Source organism: Pseudoalteromonas sp. JSTW, from assembly GCF_013423925.1.
In the GTDB taxonomy this organism is placed as follows: Bacteria; Pseudomonadota; Gammaproteobacteria; order Enterobacterales; family Alteromonadaceae; genus Pseudoalteromonas; species Pseudoalteromonas lipolytica.
Genome location: NZ_CP058972.1, coordinates 3,078,035 through 3,094,545, shown reverse-complemented (window position 1 = coordinate 3,094,545; position 16,511 = coordinate 3,078,035). Strand labels below are relative to the sequence as shown.

The window sequence follows — 16,511 nt, the reverse complement described above, 5'->3', positions numbered from 1 at the left end:
GGCTTTAAGCCTCTTTTTTTTAACTTGTTTTAAACTCTACTTCAATTTTGCTTTCTTCGAGTTTGACTTTACAAGGTGGGTATTGGCGGTTAGTGAGTAACACCTTATCGAAAATATGGATCTCAACTCCCGAGTGCAATGTTTTATTAACGACGAGTTGTGCGCCTTCAAGCAGTTCATGTAAATGAAGCTCTAAGTTTGAGAGCTTTTTCTCGAGTTGCTCTGCTTGTTCACAGTAATGCATTTGTGTAGCGCCTATCTTAGCCAATAACAGCTTTTTCTTTTCAGCGTCTTTGACTTGGTCGGCTTTTTCAATGGCTTCTTGCAAGTTATCTAGCTGTGAGTCGGTTTGTGCTAGGTCTTTTAAACACTGATCGGTTTGTGCGGTGACTTGTGCGCCAGAGGCCGCGAGGTTAATAACCATTTTGGCACCTGATTCATTACCAATTTCACCTGCTATCACCATTTGTGCATCTAAAATAGTGCCCCCAAATAACTTACCTTGAGGGTTGTCTTCTTTGCCTAACTGCAGCAACTTAGCGGCTTTCATCACACAATGGCTTGATTGGCGGTCAATGATAATGTTATTCCCTTCAAGGTAGCTGTATTGACCATGAGATAGATGAATGTCGCCTTGGCAAACAATATGACAAGATAAGCTTTTATCATCGAGCTGGTGGCCTATTACACCTTGTTTTATGGTGATATCGCCTGCCGCAGTTAAGTGACCTGACTCAACGGTTCCCATGACGGTAATGTCGCCTTTCGCATTTATGCGCATGCCGGGTTCAACGTTATGGGTTACGATGACACTGCCTTCAAAATCAACATGGCCACTTTTAACGTTAACATCAGCAATCGTAAAAATGTCATCTACACGCATGCCATTGGCAATATCAACAGGCACCCCTGCGATCACTGAAATCAGCTCCAGCGGATTGTTTTTTGAAATCTCAGTGCCTTCACCTGCAACTAAGGCATGGCTCTCACCAGCTTTAGCTGGTAGCACATCACCGGTGACAGTAAACCCTTCTTTACCGGGAGTGGCAGGCACTTGTTTTATAAGCAGTACACCCGGCTCTACGCTGGCTAACTTACCAAAGTCACGCATGTCGGCGGTGCCATCTTCACGTAGTTTGGGCTGTTTTAAACGGTCTTTTAACGTTTCTACTTGCGGCACTAGTTTTGAGGGCTGGCCATCAATGGGCAAGCGGCCTTTTGCTAATACGCCTTTGGTTTTAGTGCCTGCGGGAAGCTCAAACTGTTTTTGTAATAACTGTTCTAAAAATGCTTGTTTATAACCCCGTGCTACGCCGGCTTTAATGAGTTCTTTTTTCGCGTTTTCAAGGGTTAGGGCTTTGCCGCCTTCAGCGATAGTCAACTCACCAGTGGCCAGCATTTTGTCATCACTTAATGATACCTCAAGGCTTGCATCATGCTTTGAAGCTACAACGAGCATACGTTCAGTAGATTTATTTTTAAAAAAGTTATTGATCGCATCATGATCCACTCTGCATTCGCAGAAGGATGACTTTTCTAATGCTTCGATAATAAACGCAGCACTGGGTGGTGAGTGTTCGTGAACATCTAATAAGACGTTTCCATTATGAGCCAGCTTAAACACGTGGGGGATCCTTTTGTACTACAATAGTTAAAGGTTTCTAATTATTATTACTACACAGATTGCTAGAGAATGGTTTGTGAGTCAAGAACTTCGGCTGAGGAAAATAGTAACTTTGTCTAAAAAAGTGCCAGCAAGGGGGTTGCTGGCACTGTGTGTATTAGTTCGTTGAAGGTAATTCCATAATACCGTCAATTTCAACTTGCACGCCTTTAGGTAGTGCACGCACGCCAATTGCAGCGCGAGCTGGATAAGGTTGTTTAAAGTACTGGCTCATCACTTCATTAACAATTGCAAAGTTTGATAGGTCAGTCAGGAAAATATTGACTTTAACCATGTCTTGAATTTGACCACCCGCGGCTTGGCAAACAGCCGTTAGGTTTTTAAATACTTGATGTGTTTGCTCTGTAAAGTCTTCAGAAATAACGTCCATTGTTTCTGGTACAAGAGGAATTTGACCTGATAAGTAAACAGCGGTACCTACTTTAACAGCCTGGCTGTAAGTGCCGATTGCTGCGGGTGCATTGTCAGTAGAAATAAAAGATTTGTTCATGATTATCCTTGTTACTTTTTACGGTAGACTTTTTGTACATCTGGCATCACACGAATGCGACGCATAATATTGGCAACGTGAACACGGTTCTTCACGGTAATGCCTAAGTCTATCATGTATAGATTACTTTCTTTTTCGTCGGTGGCTATCTCGACAATGTTTGCTTGGGTTGAGGCGATGACATTGGTGAGCTTAGCAAGTGCCCCTTGATGATTGATAATTTCAATACGAAGGGCGGCAATGTATTCTTTCTCGGGATTATCGTCCCATTTTACAACCAAGTATTTCGAACGTTCATTCTCCCAGCCGCGAATATTCTTACATTCTTGGCGGTGAACCGTTAAGCCTTTACCTTGGCTGATATGCGCGGTGATGGCATCTCCAGGAACGGGACGGCAGCACTTAGAGTAATTAACGAGCATACCTTCGGTGCCGATAATGGTCGCTTTGGCTTTTCTGGCAAGCGCATTAAGGTCGTCGGCCTCTACTTGCATTAGGCGCTTGGCAATTAAGACGCTCATTAAGTTACCAGAGCCTATTTCGACCAACAGCTCTAATACGGTATTCAGTTCATGTTCTTGAAGCACGCGGCGAATATTTTCATCTGGAATGTCATCCAGTTTTTGCTCACCAAGGGCTGAGTCGAGTAAGCGACGCCCTAGTAACAAGGCTTCTTCGTGCTGTTGGCTTTTAAGGTAGTTACGAATCCCTAAGCGGGCTTTACCTGTTACCACAAAGTTGAGCCACGTGGCGTTAGGGTGTGCGCCTGAACTGGTAATAACTTCGACGGTTTGACCCGTATCAAGCGCTTTACTCAGTGGATGCGGTTTGCGGTTTACACGTGCCCCCACGCAGGTATTACCTACATCGGTATGCACTGCATAGGCAAAGTCAACCGCGGTTGCCCCCATGGGCAGTTCAACAATACGGCCATCTGGCGTGAAAACATAAATCTCTTCAGGGAATAGCTCGGTTTTAACGTTTTCTACGAACTCAAACGATGACCCAGCACTTTGTTGTAGCTCAAGTAAGCTTTGCATCCATTGGCGTGCACGTTGTTGTGCGGTGTGACCTGCGCTATCACCGGCTTTTTTATACATCCAATGAGCGGCAACCCCTTTGTCGGCCATATGATCCATATCGTGGGTACGAATTTGAATTTCGACCGGAATGCCATGTGGGCCCACTAATGATGTATGCAATGATTGATAACCATTGGTTTTTGGCACCGCAATGTAATCTTTAAAGCGCGTTTCAATTGGCTTATACAAGTTGTGCGCAACACCTAAAACGCGATAACAGGTATCCATGTTATCTACATTGATACGAAACGCGTAAATATCCATGACTTCGTTAAAAGAGAGCTCTTTGTTCAGCATTTTTTTATAGATGCTGTAGAGGTGTTTCTCTCGGCCAGAAATCGTGGCGTCGATACCAGCCTCTTCAAGGCGTGCTTCGATTTCACTTTTAATGTTACTGATGACTTCTTTTCGATTACCGCGGGCTTTGATCACTTCAGATTTCAAAGCGCGATGACGCATAGGATAGAGTGCCTGAAAGCCTAAATCTTCCAGCTCATTTTTAATGTCGTGAATACCTAAACGATTTGCAATTGGCGCATAAATTTCGAGTGTTTCGCGGGCAATACGACGACGCTTGTCGGGACGAAGTGCGCCGAGTGTACGCATATTGTGCGTTCTGTCTGCCAGCTTAATTAAGATCACGCGAATGTCTTGTGTCATTGCCATGATCATTTTACGGTAGTTTTCCGCTTGGAATTCTTTTTTGTCTTTAAAGCTCAGCTTATCGAGTTTACTAACGCCTTCAACTAATTCGGCAACTGTGTCGCCAAAAATCTCAGCTAAATCTTGTTGGCTAAAGTCGGTGTCTTCAATCACGTCATGCATTAATGCTGCCATTAAAGTTTCGTGATCGAGATGCATGCCAGCAAGAATTTGTGTCACTTCGACAGGGTGAGTAATGTAGGGCTCGCCACTTGAACGTGTTTGACCCTCGTGGGCTTCACGAGCAACCACGTAAGCTTTTTGCACCAGCTCGATATCGGCGGGAGACAAATATTCGGATATTTTCTTTTTTAGACCTTCAAAAAGATACAAAGTCACACTCCAATGCGCAAATGAAGTAAATCGGTAACGGTATGAATAGAATATACGATGAAAAGAAGGGCTTGCCAACGGCTAGTGCTGAAATACTAGCCGTTTAGCGAAATCAAAGCGGGGAGCTTGATTATTGGTTGCCACCTACGATAGCAGCCACTGCAGCCATTTCTGCTGCTTCTTGGTGTTGTTGTTCTTCACGATCAATTAAGTCCATTGATGAGCTATTTACTAACCCTTTCTCAATTTCACGTAAAGCAATGACTGTCGGCTTGTCATTTTCTGCGTCAACAAGTGGATCTTTTCCACCTACCGCGATTTGGCGGGCACGACGAGCCGCAACTAAAATTAAGTCAAAACGATTACCAATTGCATCTACTGCATCTTCAACAGTTACGCGAGCCATCTTAGCACTCCAAATAAATTCTTAAGCAAAGGCGTAGTTTACTGCACCAAGTCAGATTCGCCAATAGCTAGTGGTTAATTTTTATCTCTATTCGTTAATTAACGCGTGTCTTACTTTAATAAATTTTCTAAAAGCGTTTGATGGCGCTGTGCCTGGCTCTTGAGTGATAAACGTTTTGCCATAACAATTGTTTCGATTTCAGCAAGGGCTGTGTCGAAGTCGTCATTTACTACAACGTAATCATATTCATTGTAATGAGAGGTTTCAGACTGGGCTTTGGCCATTCTTCCTGCAATAACCTCACTCGAATCTTGGCCGCGGTTCGTTAAGCGTGACTCAAGCTCTTCTTTTGAGGGGGGCAAAATAAAAATGGTTTCAACATCTTCGACTAATTTACGAATTTGCTGTGCACCTTGCCAGTCAATATCTAAAAATACATCAATGCCTGCTGCAAGCTGAGTCTCAATTGCTTGCTTTGAAGTGCCGTAGTAATTATCGAACACTTGCGCCCATTCAAAGAAATCATTCTTTTCAATCAGTGCTTTAAATTCCTCAACCGACACAAAATGATAATGCACACCGTTTTCTTCGCCTGGGCGAGGTGAACGAGTTGTGTGTGAAACCGATACTTTCATATCGCTGTGTTTGTTTAGTAATGCACTAATTAAGCTTGATTTACCTGCGCCTGAAGGGGCCGATAAGATAAATAAATTTCCGCGAGTTTGCGCCATGATCTGTCTCTATTGAAAATAAATAGGCTTGTAGGAGCGAATACTCCAACAAGCCTTTACTGTATTCTACAGTGTACTTTATTTGACGCGTTGTGCTCAAGTTTCAGTGAGATTACTCGTCTTCATTGTCAGGGACTGCTTGCCCCTCATCTTTGTGCTTTGCGGTATCCGCCAAAGCTTGCTCACTCGGCGTATTGTCTTGATCGGTTGGTTTTGTATTCTCTTGCCCACCACAGGCTCCACAACAACTCATGTGTTTTCCTTTATTTTATTGTACAAGCGGACTGCTGCTGACATTAAAGTCGAAGCCTTCAATATCGGCGTCAGCAATTAATAGTTGGATATATTGCGCGATGGCTTTGCGCTCTACTTTTTTATTCAGGTAGTCCTCAATACGTGACTCCACGGCTTCAAAAGGCAGTTGCAGCCCAGGCTCTTTATGATCAACATAAACAAGGTGATAACCAAAACGGGTTTCAATAGGGTGAGCAATTAAGCCAACATCAGCACTGAATACTTGACGTTCAAACTCGCTGACGGTTTGCCCTTTTGTTATTTGACCAAGTTGGCCTCCTAACTGAGCCGAATCACATTTTGAATATTGCTGTGCAAGCTCACTAAAAGAAGCGCCTTGCGAGAGTGCGTTAAGCAGGTTTTCGGCTTGGTTCAGCGCATGACTACGCGCTTTTTCATCACTACTCGGTGCTGCAAGTAAAATATGTTTTGCTGCAATAAGCGGAGGTGTGGTGAACTTGGGTTTGTTTTGTTGATAATAATGTTCGCACTCAGTCGCGCTGGCACGGGGCAGTTGCACTTCTGCAGCGATAAGTTTTTCGAGCAATTTATTTTGGCGTTGCTCGTCGGTGTCTGAAGCGTGCGTATCTAGATTGATATTTAGCGCTTGTGCGCGTTGTTGTAACAATTCGCCAATGATCAAACTCTGTGCCGCCTCTACCATCGCAGCGCGATGATCGTCGGCTGGGTGATACTGCATTTCATTAAGAATTTGTGTTTCGCTAATAGTGTGTTGATTAACGTTAATCATATCGACCTCGAGGGGGAATGCCCTGTCGAAACAGGGCATGATAGGTTAAGATTTGCTACGAACCACTTGGTAGTTTCGGCCTAAATATTGTACCGGTACGCTGGCAATATGAACTAAGCGACTAAATGGGAATACCACAAATAACGTCATACCTAGTGCAACATGTAGCTTATAAATCCAATGTACTTGTGCAATTGCTGCGGTTGCTTCGGTTAAATCAAAGGTCACAATGTTTTGTGCCCAGCTCATTAGGAGTAGCATTTCTGCACCATCTAAATGACCTGCTGAGACAAAAATTGACAATAAACCTAAAATTAACTGCACGTATAACAGCAGTAAAATTGCAATATCCATATTACTACTGGTAGCTCTAATGCGCGGTTCATATAAGCGGCGTTTGATTAAAATGGTTAGACCGTAAAAACAAATCAAACCAAACACACCGCCTAACGTCATGGCAATCAGTTGCTTGTGACCCGCTTCAATACCAAACACATGCCATACTTCTGCTGGTGTGAGTAAGCCTACAAAGTGGCCGAGCAATACCATAATGATACCAATATGAAATGCGCGGCTGCCTTGCTTGAGTTTTTTGCTTTCAAGTAGTTGGCTTGAGCCTGTTTTCCATGTGTACTGCTCTCGGTCGTAACGTATTACCGAGCCAATAACAAACACGGCTAAGGCGATATAGGGGTAAATCCCAAAGAAAAAGGTGTTTAAATAACTCATGATGAACTCCTTAACTGGCTTCTTGATTAAAGTCAGTCCAGCTAACTGGAACATATTGATCTTTGCGCTGAGTTTCGTCAGGGCGATTGACTGAACTTGGGCAGTTAGTTGCATCTTGTGCACCAAAAGTAATGGCTTCTTCTTCCCATTCTTTGTCAATTGCTTGTTTCGTATCGTCGCGCTTTTCACCGTTGATTTGCTTGCGTAATACCTCGAGGTCTAGGTCACTCTGTGCAAGCTCTAGCAAGCTTAAAAACAGTAATGAGTAGTTACTCTCTCGTTTTTCGAGTCGGCACAATAGCAGACCAAAAATATGATCAACTTCAACTAACCAAGACTGAGCATTCTCCTCACCTTGGGTTGCTAAGAACTCTAAAAACAGGGGAATGTAGTCAGGTAGTTCATTTTGACTTAACTCTAAACCTGCCTGTTTATATTGCTCTACTAAGTCGACCATAGCTTGACCACGGTCACGGCTTTCACCGTGAACATGTTCAAAAAGCCACAGACCAAGCGCGCGTCCACGTTCAAACAATCCGTCATACTCGGCTTGCCAGTCGAGTATGTCTTTTTCGCATTGTGTGGTGATAAAATCACAGACAGCACGTTGATTTTGCTCTGTTAGTGAACTTTGCTTAAGCGTGCTAATTAGCTCATCTTTCGCTTCTACAAGCTCAGCAGTTGGGTAATCAAGCAAATGAGAAAATACACTTAAAACTTGCATAACTTACTCCTTGATCTCAACGGGGATAATTTGTTTCACGGTGGCTTTTTTGGCACCAAATAAATTTACGCCGTTGTTACCATCACTACAGCCATTACCAAAGCTGAAACCACAGCCATTTTTCATATCGTAGGCATCTTCAGCATACGATTTATGACTGGTGGGTATCACAAAGCGGTCTTCGTAATTGGCAATCGCCATATAACGATACATTTGCTCAACTTGGTCAGCGCTTAGTCCAACTTGCTGAAGTACTTCGAGATCTTCAACGCCATCGACTTGTTGCGAACGTTTGAAAGCGCGCATAGCAATCATGCGTTCAAGTGCTCGTACAACGGGCTTCTCATCACCTGCCGTAAGTAAGTTAGCAAGGTAGCGCATGGGGATACGTAATGACTTCAAGTCAGGAATAACGCCATTCATGCCAACATGACCAGCCTCTGTCGCTGATTGAATCGGCGACAATGGTGGAATATACCAAACCATTGGCAAGGTTCTGTATTCAGGGTGCAGAGGCAGTGCTACTTTCCAGTCCATTGCCATTTTATAGACAGGAGATTGGCGTGCTGACTCTAACCAATTTTCAGGGATCCCTTCTTTGCGTGCTGCTTCAATGACCTCAGGATCGTTCGGATCTAAGAACATGCTAAGCTGTGCTGGGTATAAGTCTTGCTCATTCGGTACACTTGCAACTTCTTCTATGCGGTCTGCATCATAAAGTAAGACGCCTAAGTAACGAATTCGACCTACACAGGTTTCAGCACACACGGTGGGTTGACCTGCTTCGATTCGAGGGAAACAGAAAATACATTTCTCTGATTTACCCGATTTCCAGTTGTAGTAAATTTTCTTATACGGACAACCTGATACACACATCCGCCAGCCACGGCATTTGTCTTGGTCAATTAAGACAATGCCATCTTCTTCACGTTTATAAATCGCACCAGAAGGGCAGCTAGCAACACAGGCTGGGTTGATGCAGTGCTCACACAATCGTGGCAAATACATCATGAAGGTTTTTTCAAATTGCCCGTAAATGTCTTTTTGTACTACGTCGTCAAAGTTTTTATCTTTTTTACGCTCTGAGAATTCAGTCCCGAGAATCTCTTCCCAGTTAGGTCCCCAGTTGATTTTCTCCATACGCTGACCCGTAATTAACGAGCGAGGGCGAGCAACCGGTTGGTGCTTGCTATCAGGTGCGTTATGCAGATGTTGATAATCAAAATCAAACGGCTCGTAGTAATCATCAATTTCGGGCAAATCTGGATTAGCAAAAATATTAGCTAATAAACGGCGTTTATTACCTTGTTTGGGCTCTAATACGCCTTTACTGTTGCGTTTCCAGCCACCATTCCATTTGCTCTGGTTTTCCCATTCTTTCGGATAACCAATACCCGGTTTGGTCTCTACGTTGTTAAACCAAGCGTATTCAACACCTTCTCGGCTAGTCCATACATTCTTACAAGTGATTGAACAGGTATGGCAACCGATGCATTTATCTAAATTTAGGACCATGCCAATTTGTGCACGTACTTTCATAATTTTATCCTCGGTTACTCGTTATCTAGCCAATCAACCTTGTCCATCTTACGGACAATTACAAACTCATCACGATTACAGCCCACAGTACCGTAGTAGTTAAAGCCGTATGATTGCTGTGCATAACCCCCAATCATATGGGTTGGTTTCATGATGGCGCGGGTAACTGAGTTATGAATACCGCCTCGAGTTCCTGATATCTCAGAGCCTGGTGTGTTTACAATGCGCTCTTGTGCGTGGTACATCATGCTCATACCTTGTGGTACACGCTGTGATACGACGGCACGTGCTGCAATGGCACCATTAACATTGAAGATTTCGATCCAATCGTTATCTTTAATACCCCCTTCTGTGGCATCCGTTTCACTGATCCAAACAATCGGACCACCACGGCTTAATGTCAGCATAAGTAGGTTGTCTGAGTAGGTTGAGTGAATCCCCCATTTTTGGTGTGGCGTAATCCAGTTTAAAACTAACTCTTTATTACCATTAGGTTTTTTATCTAATAATGGTTGAGTTGTTTTTAAGTTTACAGGTGGTTTGTACGACACCATGGTTTCACCGAAATCACGCATCCATTGGTGATCTTGGTAAAATTGTTGACGGCCGGTAACGGTACGCCAAGGGATCAGTTCATGCACATTGGTATAGCCTGCGTTGTAAGACACATGCTCATCTTCAAGCCCTGACCATGTTGGTGAGCTGATGATTTTACGTGGTTGTGCTTGAATATCTCTGAAGCGAATTTTTTCATCTTCTTTAGGGGTTGCTAAGTGTGTATGGTCGCGACCCGTGAACTCACCCAATGCTTGCCACGCTTTAACAGCAACATGACCATTGGTTTCAGGAGCAAGACTTAAAATGACTTCAGCTGCATCAATAGCGGTGTCTATTTTTGGACGACCTTTTTGTGGGCCTTCGCTGGTGTGCGTGTAATTCAACTCACCTAAAAACTTCACTTCTTGGTCTGTATTCCAATTAATACCTTTACCCCCATTACCGAGTTTCTCTAGCAGTGGCCCAAGAGAGGTAAAGCGGTTGTAGGTATTAGGGTAGTCACGCTCAACTTCAATCATATTGGGTGCTGTGACACCAGGGATCAGATCGCATTCGCCTTTCCACCACATACTAATGCCGTCTGGCTGGGCTAACTCGCTTGGCGTGTCGTGCATGAGTGGCGATGTTACTAAGTCTTTCTCAACACCTAAGTGACCTTCACATAAGTCAGAGAATTTTTTCGCAATGCCTTTGAAAATATCCCAATCCGAACGTGATTCCCACACTGGATCAACCGCTTTTGAAAGTGGGTGAATGAATGGGTGCATGTCGGATGTATTCATATCATCTTTTTCGTACCAAGTTGCGGTTGGTAACACGATATCGGAATACAAACAGGTCGTTGACATACGGAAATCAAGTGTGACCCATAAATCAACTTTGCCCTCAGGTGCATCATCATGCCATACAACGTCTTCAGGTTTTTTATCTCCGCTTTCGCCAAGATCTTTACCTTGCAAGCCATGCTTAGTACCGAGGAAATGACGCAGCATGTATTCGTGACCTTTACCCGATGAACCCAGTAAATTAGAGCGCCAAATAAACATGTTACGCGGGAAGTTTTTAGGGTTATCAGGGTCTTCACATGCAAAGTCTAAATCACCAGATTTAAGTTGCTGCACTGCATAATCTTTAGCTGATAATCCTGCTTTTTCTGCATCTTTACACAGTTGCAGTGGGTTCATGCCTAGTTGAGGGGCAGAAGGTAACCAGCCCATGCGTTCTGCACGTGTATTGTAGTCAATGATTGAGCCAGTCCAGTTTTCTTTATTTGCTAAAGGAGACAGCACTTCGGTCATTTCAAGTTTTTCATAACGCCATTGATCAGAATGGTTATAGAAGAAAGACGTCCCGTTCATTTGACGCGGCGGACGTTGCCAATCCAAACCAAACGCAAGCGGTAACCAGCCACATTGTGGACGTAACTTTTCTTGGCCTACATAGTGAGCCCAGCCACCACCAGATTGACCCACACAGCCACACATCATCAGCATGTTGATTAAGCCACGGTAGTTCATATCCATGTTGTACCAGTGGTTAAGTCCAGCACCCACGATGACCATGCTGCGGCCACGAGTTTTGTCTGCGTTATCGGCAAACTCACGCGCTACTTGGATTACGTGAGCTGCGTTAACACCGGTGATTTTTTCTTGCCATGCCGGTGTATACGGCACATTGTCTTCATATGATTTTGCAACCGCAGGGTCGTCCAAGCCGTTGTCAACGCCGTAATGCGCAATCATTAAGTCAAATACGGTGGCAACGAGTGCTTCGCTACCATCTTTGAGGGTAATTGTTTTAACAGGGACTTTACGAACTTGAATATCGTCATGTTCAGTATGTTGGAAGTAACCAAGTTCATGTGCTTGGCCACCAAAGTAAGGGAATAATACTGATTCAACTTTATCTGAGTGATCTTTTAAGCTGAGCGCTAACTTGATATCGCTGCCGTTTGTTCCTTCACGTTGCTCAATATTCCACTTGCCTTTTTCACCCCAACGATAGCCAATAGCCCCCGTTGGTGAGACAAGTTCATTGCTTGTTTCATCAAGACCAATGGTTTTCCATTTCGGGTTGTTGTCTTGGCCTAAGTTATCAGCCAAGTCTGCTGCACGTAAGAAGGCACCTTGTGTGTAGCCTTGGTCGGTTTTATCCAACACGACAAGCATAGGCATATCGGTGTAGCGGCGAACGTAGTCGGTAAAATAACTACTTGGTTTTTCAATGTGGAATTCTTTTAGAATTACATGTCCAAAGGCCATTGCCAGAGCAGCATCGGTACCTTGTTTTGGCGATAACCAAATATCTGATAATTTAGAGCACTCAGAGTAGTCAGAAGTAATAACAACCGTTTTGGTGCCTTTGTAGCGTACTTCAGTAAAGAAGTGAGCATCAGGAGTACGTGTTTGTGGAACATTTGAGCCCCAAGCAATGATATAATTTGAGTTATACCAATCAGCTGATTCTGGAACGTCTGTTTGTTCCCCCCAAATTTGTGGCGATGCAGGTGGTAAATCACAATACCAGTCATAGAAGCTTAAGCAGTTACCACCAATCAGTGATAAATAACGCGAACCAGCCGCGTAGCTAACCATACTCATTGCAGGAATAGGTGAGAATCCCATGATACGGTCGGGGCCGTACGTTTTTGCGGTGTAAACATTAGAAGCCGCGATGATCTCGTTCACTTCATCCCATTTAGCACGGATCAAGCCACCTAAACCACGTTTTGATTTGTAGCTTTTCGTTTTAGCAGGGTCAGTAACAATTGATTCCCATGCTTTAACTGGATCACTATGTACTTGCTTAGCTTCGCGCCACAGTTTTAATAATGCTTGACGAACTTTAGGGTATTTTAAGCGGTTGGCACTGTAAATATACCACGAGTAGCTTGCTCCACGAGGACAACCACGAGGTTCATGATTTGGTAAGTCAGGACGTGTACGAGGGTAGTCTGTTTGCTGAGTTTCCCAGGTAACTAGCCCATCTTTTACATAAATTTTCCAACTGCATGAACCTGTACAGTTTACACCATGTGTAGAGCGTACAATTTTGTCATGCTGCCAGCGACGACGATAGCCGTCTTCCCAATCGCGATTTTCATCAGTTGTTACACCGTGACTACCCGCAAAGCTTTGCTTGTTAGTCTTGAAAAAGCGCATTTTATTCAACAAATGGCTCATTTACTTATTCTCCTATCCTGCTCAACTTTAGCGCTCAATCACTAGGCACCTTGAAGCGGCAGAAAGCTACATTGCAAATCAAATATAGTGTTTCACCGCTACAGTAACTTGATGAGGATCAATATCTCAATGGGGGGTAAGGCCATGAATATTATGAGAATACCTACAAAGAGGTAGTGTAAATGTGGGGCTGTTAGGGTGAAAATACTGGTGTTGATAACATACAAGCGTTATGGTTTCGTAACATAGAAAAGGTGGGTAATTATTGTGGGTATTCGGTTAAATGAACTAAAAAATCGATTTAATGGCTCGGTCATGGTGTATATCAAAGGGTCATTGGTCGGGATTATTAGTCTGGCCATTACGACCTTGTTTGCATCGTATTGGATCACAGAATTAGCCGACTTAGATGCTCGCGCAATTAATTTGAGTGGCTCGCTGAGAATGGAGTCGTATCAGCTGGGAATGTACGGCCTTGAAGGAAACAAACAGGAAATAGATAAACGCATTGCAATATTTGAAGAAAAACTAAGAAACCCCATTTTTCAGAAGCTACAAAATGATGAACAGTTAAATGTGTTGTGGCAGCAAACCATTGTTCATTGGCAATCATTCTTAAAGCCCGCACTGCTTAACCTACCGATAGAAGATAAGGCTCAATTTAATCTCTACGTAAAAACACTCGCTCAAAATGCTGATGCATTTGTTTATGCGGTGCAAATAGATGCTGAAAGCAAAATTAGATTACTGCGCACTATTCAAGTTGGCGCGTTGTTTATTACCTTATTGGTGGGCATGTTTACCTTGCATTTAATCAGTTTAAGGGTTGAAAAGCCTTTGGCTGAACTGACTCACGCTGCCTACGCTATCGGGAAAGGAAATTTTACGCATCATGTTGATTTACAGGGCGATGACGAACTGGCGTTAATGGGAGCCACCTTGAACCATACCTGCGAGGCGATAGCATCAATGTATGGCCAACTTGAATTACGCGTAAAGCAGCAAACTGAAAAGCTTGAGTTAAATAATCAGACCCTTGCGTTTTTGTTTAAAACAGCCCGTTTGCTACTGGAAACTAGAGAAAAAAAGCATGACTTACAGCAAACGTTTGATGAGTTGTCGCAACTCATTGGCGTTAATGACATTGAGTTATGCTTAATGACATCGGGTGGCGACCAGCCGTATGTACAAATAAAACCAACACACGATGACAAGGGAGCATGCCGCGCTCAAAGTTGTGATAACTGTATTGGGAGCGCTGCATTTGTATCAATTGATGACAGCACCGTAACACGCTTTCCATTAGTGTATGGGGATAACCATTATGGTGTGATTGTTGTGCGTGGAGGCAAATGCTTTGCCGAAGATTCTTGGCAGTTACAGCTTGTTCAGTCGGTGACCGACCAGGTTGCCTTGTCGCTTAACCTTGACGAGCAGCATAATCAAGACCGTCGTATCGCGTTACTCCATGAGCGTACGGTGATTGCGCGTGAGTTACATGACTCTTTAGCACAAGCATTATCGTATTTGAAAATTCAAGTGACACGCTTGTCGAAAACGCAGAATAAGCAGCAATATGATATGCAGCAGCCGATTATTGATGAACTTAAAATGGGGTTAGATTCTGCATATCGGCAATTACGTGAACTATTAACCACTTTTCGTTTAAAAATGGTGGAAGAGGGGTTAGAGGCATCGCTGAATAAAACCATTGATCAGTTAGCCTCGCAAAGCAGCATTTCGTTTCATTTAGAGTTTGCCGTTAAGCAAGTGCCTTTATCACCAATGGAAGAAATTCATATCTTACAAATTGCACGAGAGGCAAGCCAAAACACCGTGCACCATTCACAGGCGAACAATGCGTGGATCACCTTAAAGCAACTTGATGATGGTCAATTAGAGCTTGCTATTAGTGATGATGGCGTAGGGATTAGCCACAATGCAGAGAAATTAAACCATTACGGCATGGCTATTATGCAAGAGCGAGCCAAACACCTTAATGGTGAGTTAGTGGTATTACCTCGAGAAGAGCAGGGGACACAAGTAAAACTGACGTTTTTGCCTGTCGGCGGTAAAGATCTGTATCAGTGATTTAAAGATTTTATAATGTATAAGCGCATGATTGATAATGGGCTTGTTGCTGTAGATTACTTATTTGTGGGTAGTTTGTCTGCCCATTCTTTTGTATGGTGATGCAAATGCAAACTCTCTAAGCTGTATCCAAGATGCTGAAGTACATCGACCTAAACTAGTTTTTAGCATGGTTAATGTACCGTGGGTGACCACCGGGTAAATAAAGAAATTTGTTTGCCTCCCGACTTGGAAAGGCTGTGATGTTGCAAGATAATTTTGATAGAAAATATAATTACTTACGCTTGTCAGTAACGGAAGTCTGTAATTTTAAATGTAATTACTGCTTACCGGATGGCTACGTGTGTGATGCTCGCCCGAAAACCCTCAGTGTTGATAAAATTAGCACCTTGGTAAACGCCTTTGCGATGGCGGGTACTAAAAAAATACGCTTAACTGGCGGCGAACCCACTTTGCGCAAAGATCTTGCCGATATCGTCGCAGCATGCAGTGAAACCCAAGGTATTGATACCGTTGCAATGACAACCAATGGCTATCGCTTACTTGAAAAACTTCCTCGTTTAGTGGCCAGTGGTTTAACAAACCTAAACCTGAGCGCCGATAGCTTGAATCCTTATACATTTTCGCAAATCACCGGCAGTGACTCATTACATGAAGTGCTTAGCTGTGTTGATAAAGCCTTAGAGCTGGGTGTTAAAAAAGTTAAATTAAACGCGGTCTTACTCAAGCAATACAATGCCAACCAATTACAGCAATTTCTTGATTATATTAAAGATAAGCCTGTCACATTTCGTTTCATTGAACTGATGCAAACCGGTGATAACCGGGCTTATTTCAATGCCCAACATGTACAAGGTCAGCAACTTAAACAACAGCTTTTACAGTCGGGTTGGCGAGCAGCCCCCAAAGCGGTGGATGCGGGCCCAGCCGAAGAATTTTTTCACCCTCACTATGCGGGTCAAATTGGCTTGATCATGCCTTACAGTAAGGCATTTTGTGCAAGCTGCAACCGCTTACGCGTCTCTGCTGAAGGCAAATTGCATTTGTGTTTATTTGGTGAAGCAAATGATGACTTAACGCCATGGTTAGATAATCAAGATGTTAGAGGCTTAGCCACTCACCTTTTAAGCAGTGTTCAACATAAATGGCAAGGCCATCAATTACAAATGGGACGAACAGGGCTGACCAAACAACTGGCTATGTTAGGGGGTTAGT

The 16,511-nt window shown here is 43.5% G+C and carries 13 protein-coding genes and 1 riboswitch; of the genes, 2 read left to right on the top strand and 11 right to left on the bottom strand.

Annotated features, from left to right (window positions below; genetic code table 11):
* Positions 1–19 precede the first annotated feature (19 nt).
* The 11 genes from GZH31_RS13945 to GZH31_RS13895 all read right to left on the bottom strand — a co-directional run bounded on the left by GZH31_RS13945 (position 20) and on the right by GZH31_RS13895 (position 13,205).
* Positions 20–1,624, bottom strand: a complete 1,605-nt coding sequence (locus GZH31_RS13945) for a DUF342 domain-containing protein (RefSeq protein ID WP_036973061.1) — start codon at positions 1,622–1,624, stop codon at positions 20–22.
* 157 nt (positions 1,625–1,781) lie between these two features.
* The gene (locus tag GZH31_RS13940; RefSeq protein WP_036973059.1) at positions 1,782–2,174 is read right to left on the bottom strand and encodes a RidA family protein; all 393 of its coding nucleotides are present in this window, start codon (positions 2,172–2,174) and stop codon (positions 1,782–1,784) included.
* An 11-nt stretch (positions 2,175–2,185) separates the two neighbouring features.
* A complete protein-coding gene (spoT, locus tag GZH31_RS13935; RefSeq protein ID WP_036973057.1) occupies positions 2,186–4,291 on the bottom strand; it encodes a bifunctional GTP diphosphokinase/guanosine-3',5'-bis pyrophosphate 3'-pyrophosphohydrolase in 2,106 nt (701 codons plus the stop codon).
* A 130-nt stretch (positions 4,292–4,421) separates the two neighbouring features.
* Positions 4,422–4,697, bottom strand: a complete 276-nt coding sequence (gene rpoZ / locus GZH31_RS13930; protein WP_036973056.1) for a DNA-directed RNA polymerase subunit omega — start codon at positions 4,695–4,697, stop codon at positions 4,422–4,424.
* A 110-nt stretch (positions 4,698–4,807) separates the two neighbouring features.
* Positions 4,808–5,428 (bottom strand): guanylate kinase, encoded by a 621-nt coding sequence (gene gmk, locus GZH31_RS13925; protein WP_180311123.1) that lies wholly within the window; start codon positions 5,426–5,428, stop codon positions 4,808–4,810.
* Between the two features lie 112 nt (positions 5,429–5,540).
* Positions 5,541–5,681, bottom strand: coding sequence for a hypothetical protein (locus GZH31_RS13920; RefSeq protein WP_155950865.1), 141 nt, complete (start codon positions 5,679–5,681; stop codon positions 5,541–5,543).
* A 15-nt stretch (positions 5,682–5,696) separates the two neighbouring features.
* Positions 5,697–6,473: a peptidylprolyl isomerase gene (locus GZH31_RS13915; RefSeq protein ID WP_036973054.1), complete on the bottom strand. Its 777-nt coding sequence runs from the start codon at positions 6,471–6,473 to the stop codon at positions 5,697–5,699.
* A gap of 45 nt (positions 6,474–6,518) precedes the next feature.
* On the bottom strand, positions 6,519–7,202 hold the full coding sequence (gene narI, locus GZH31_RS13910; protein WP_036973053.1) for a respiratory nitrate reductase subunit gamma: 684 nt from the start codon (positions 7,200–7,202) through the stop codon (positions 6,519–6,521).
* Positions 7,203–7,212: 10 nt separating this feature from the next.
* Entirely contained in the window at positions 7,213–7,926 is a 714-nt protein-coding gene (gene narJ / locus GZH31_RS13905) for a nitrate reductase molybdenum cofactor assembly chaperone (protein WP_036973052.1), read from the bottom strand.
* A gap of 3 nt (positions 7,927–7,929) precedes the next feature.
* Positions 7,930–9,465 (bottom strand): nitrate reductase subunit beta, encoded by a 1,536-nt coding sequence (gene narH, locus GZH31_RS13900; RefSeq protein ID WP_036973051.1) that lies wholly within the window; start codon positions 9,463–9,465, stop codon positions 7,930–7,932.
* A gap of 14 nt (positions 9,466–9,479) precedes the next feature.
* The gene (locus GZH31_RS13895) at positions 9,480–13,205 is read right to left on the bottom strand and encodes a nitrate reductase subunit alpha (protein ID WP_075593987.1); all 3,726 of its coding nucleotides are present in this window, start codon (positions 13,203–13,205) and stop codon (positions 9,480–9,482) included.
* A 267-nt stretch (positions 13,206–13,472) separates the two neighbouring features.
* Between GZH31_RS13895 and GZH31_RS13890 the strand changes: the two genes are divergently transcribed.
* Both GZH31_RS13890 and moaA read left to right on the top strand, forming a co-directional pair.
* Positions 13,473–15,296: a histidine kinase gene (locus tag GZH31_RS13890; RefSeq protein WP_083422916.1), complete on the top strand. Its 1,824-nt coding sequence runs from the start codon at positions 13,473–13,475 to the stop codon at positions 15,294–15,296.
* Between the two features lie 123 nt (positions 15,297–15,419).
* A riboswitch (molybdenum cofactor riboswitch) is annotated at positions 15,420–15,551 on the top strand.
* Complete coding sequence (gene moaA / locus GZH31_RS13885; protein WP_036973049.1) at positions 15,539–16,510, top strand: GTP 3',8-cyclase MoaA; 972 nt, start codon at positions 15,539–15,541, stop codon at positions 16,508–16,510. Its footprint overlaps the riboswitch before it by 13 nt.
* Position 16,511: the final 1 nt, after the last annotated feature.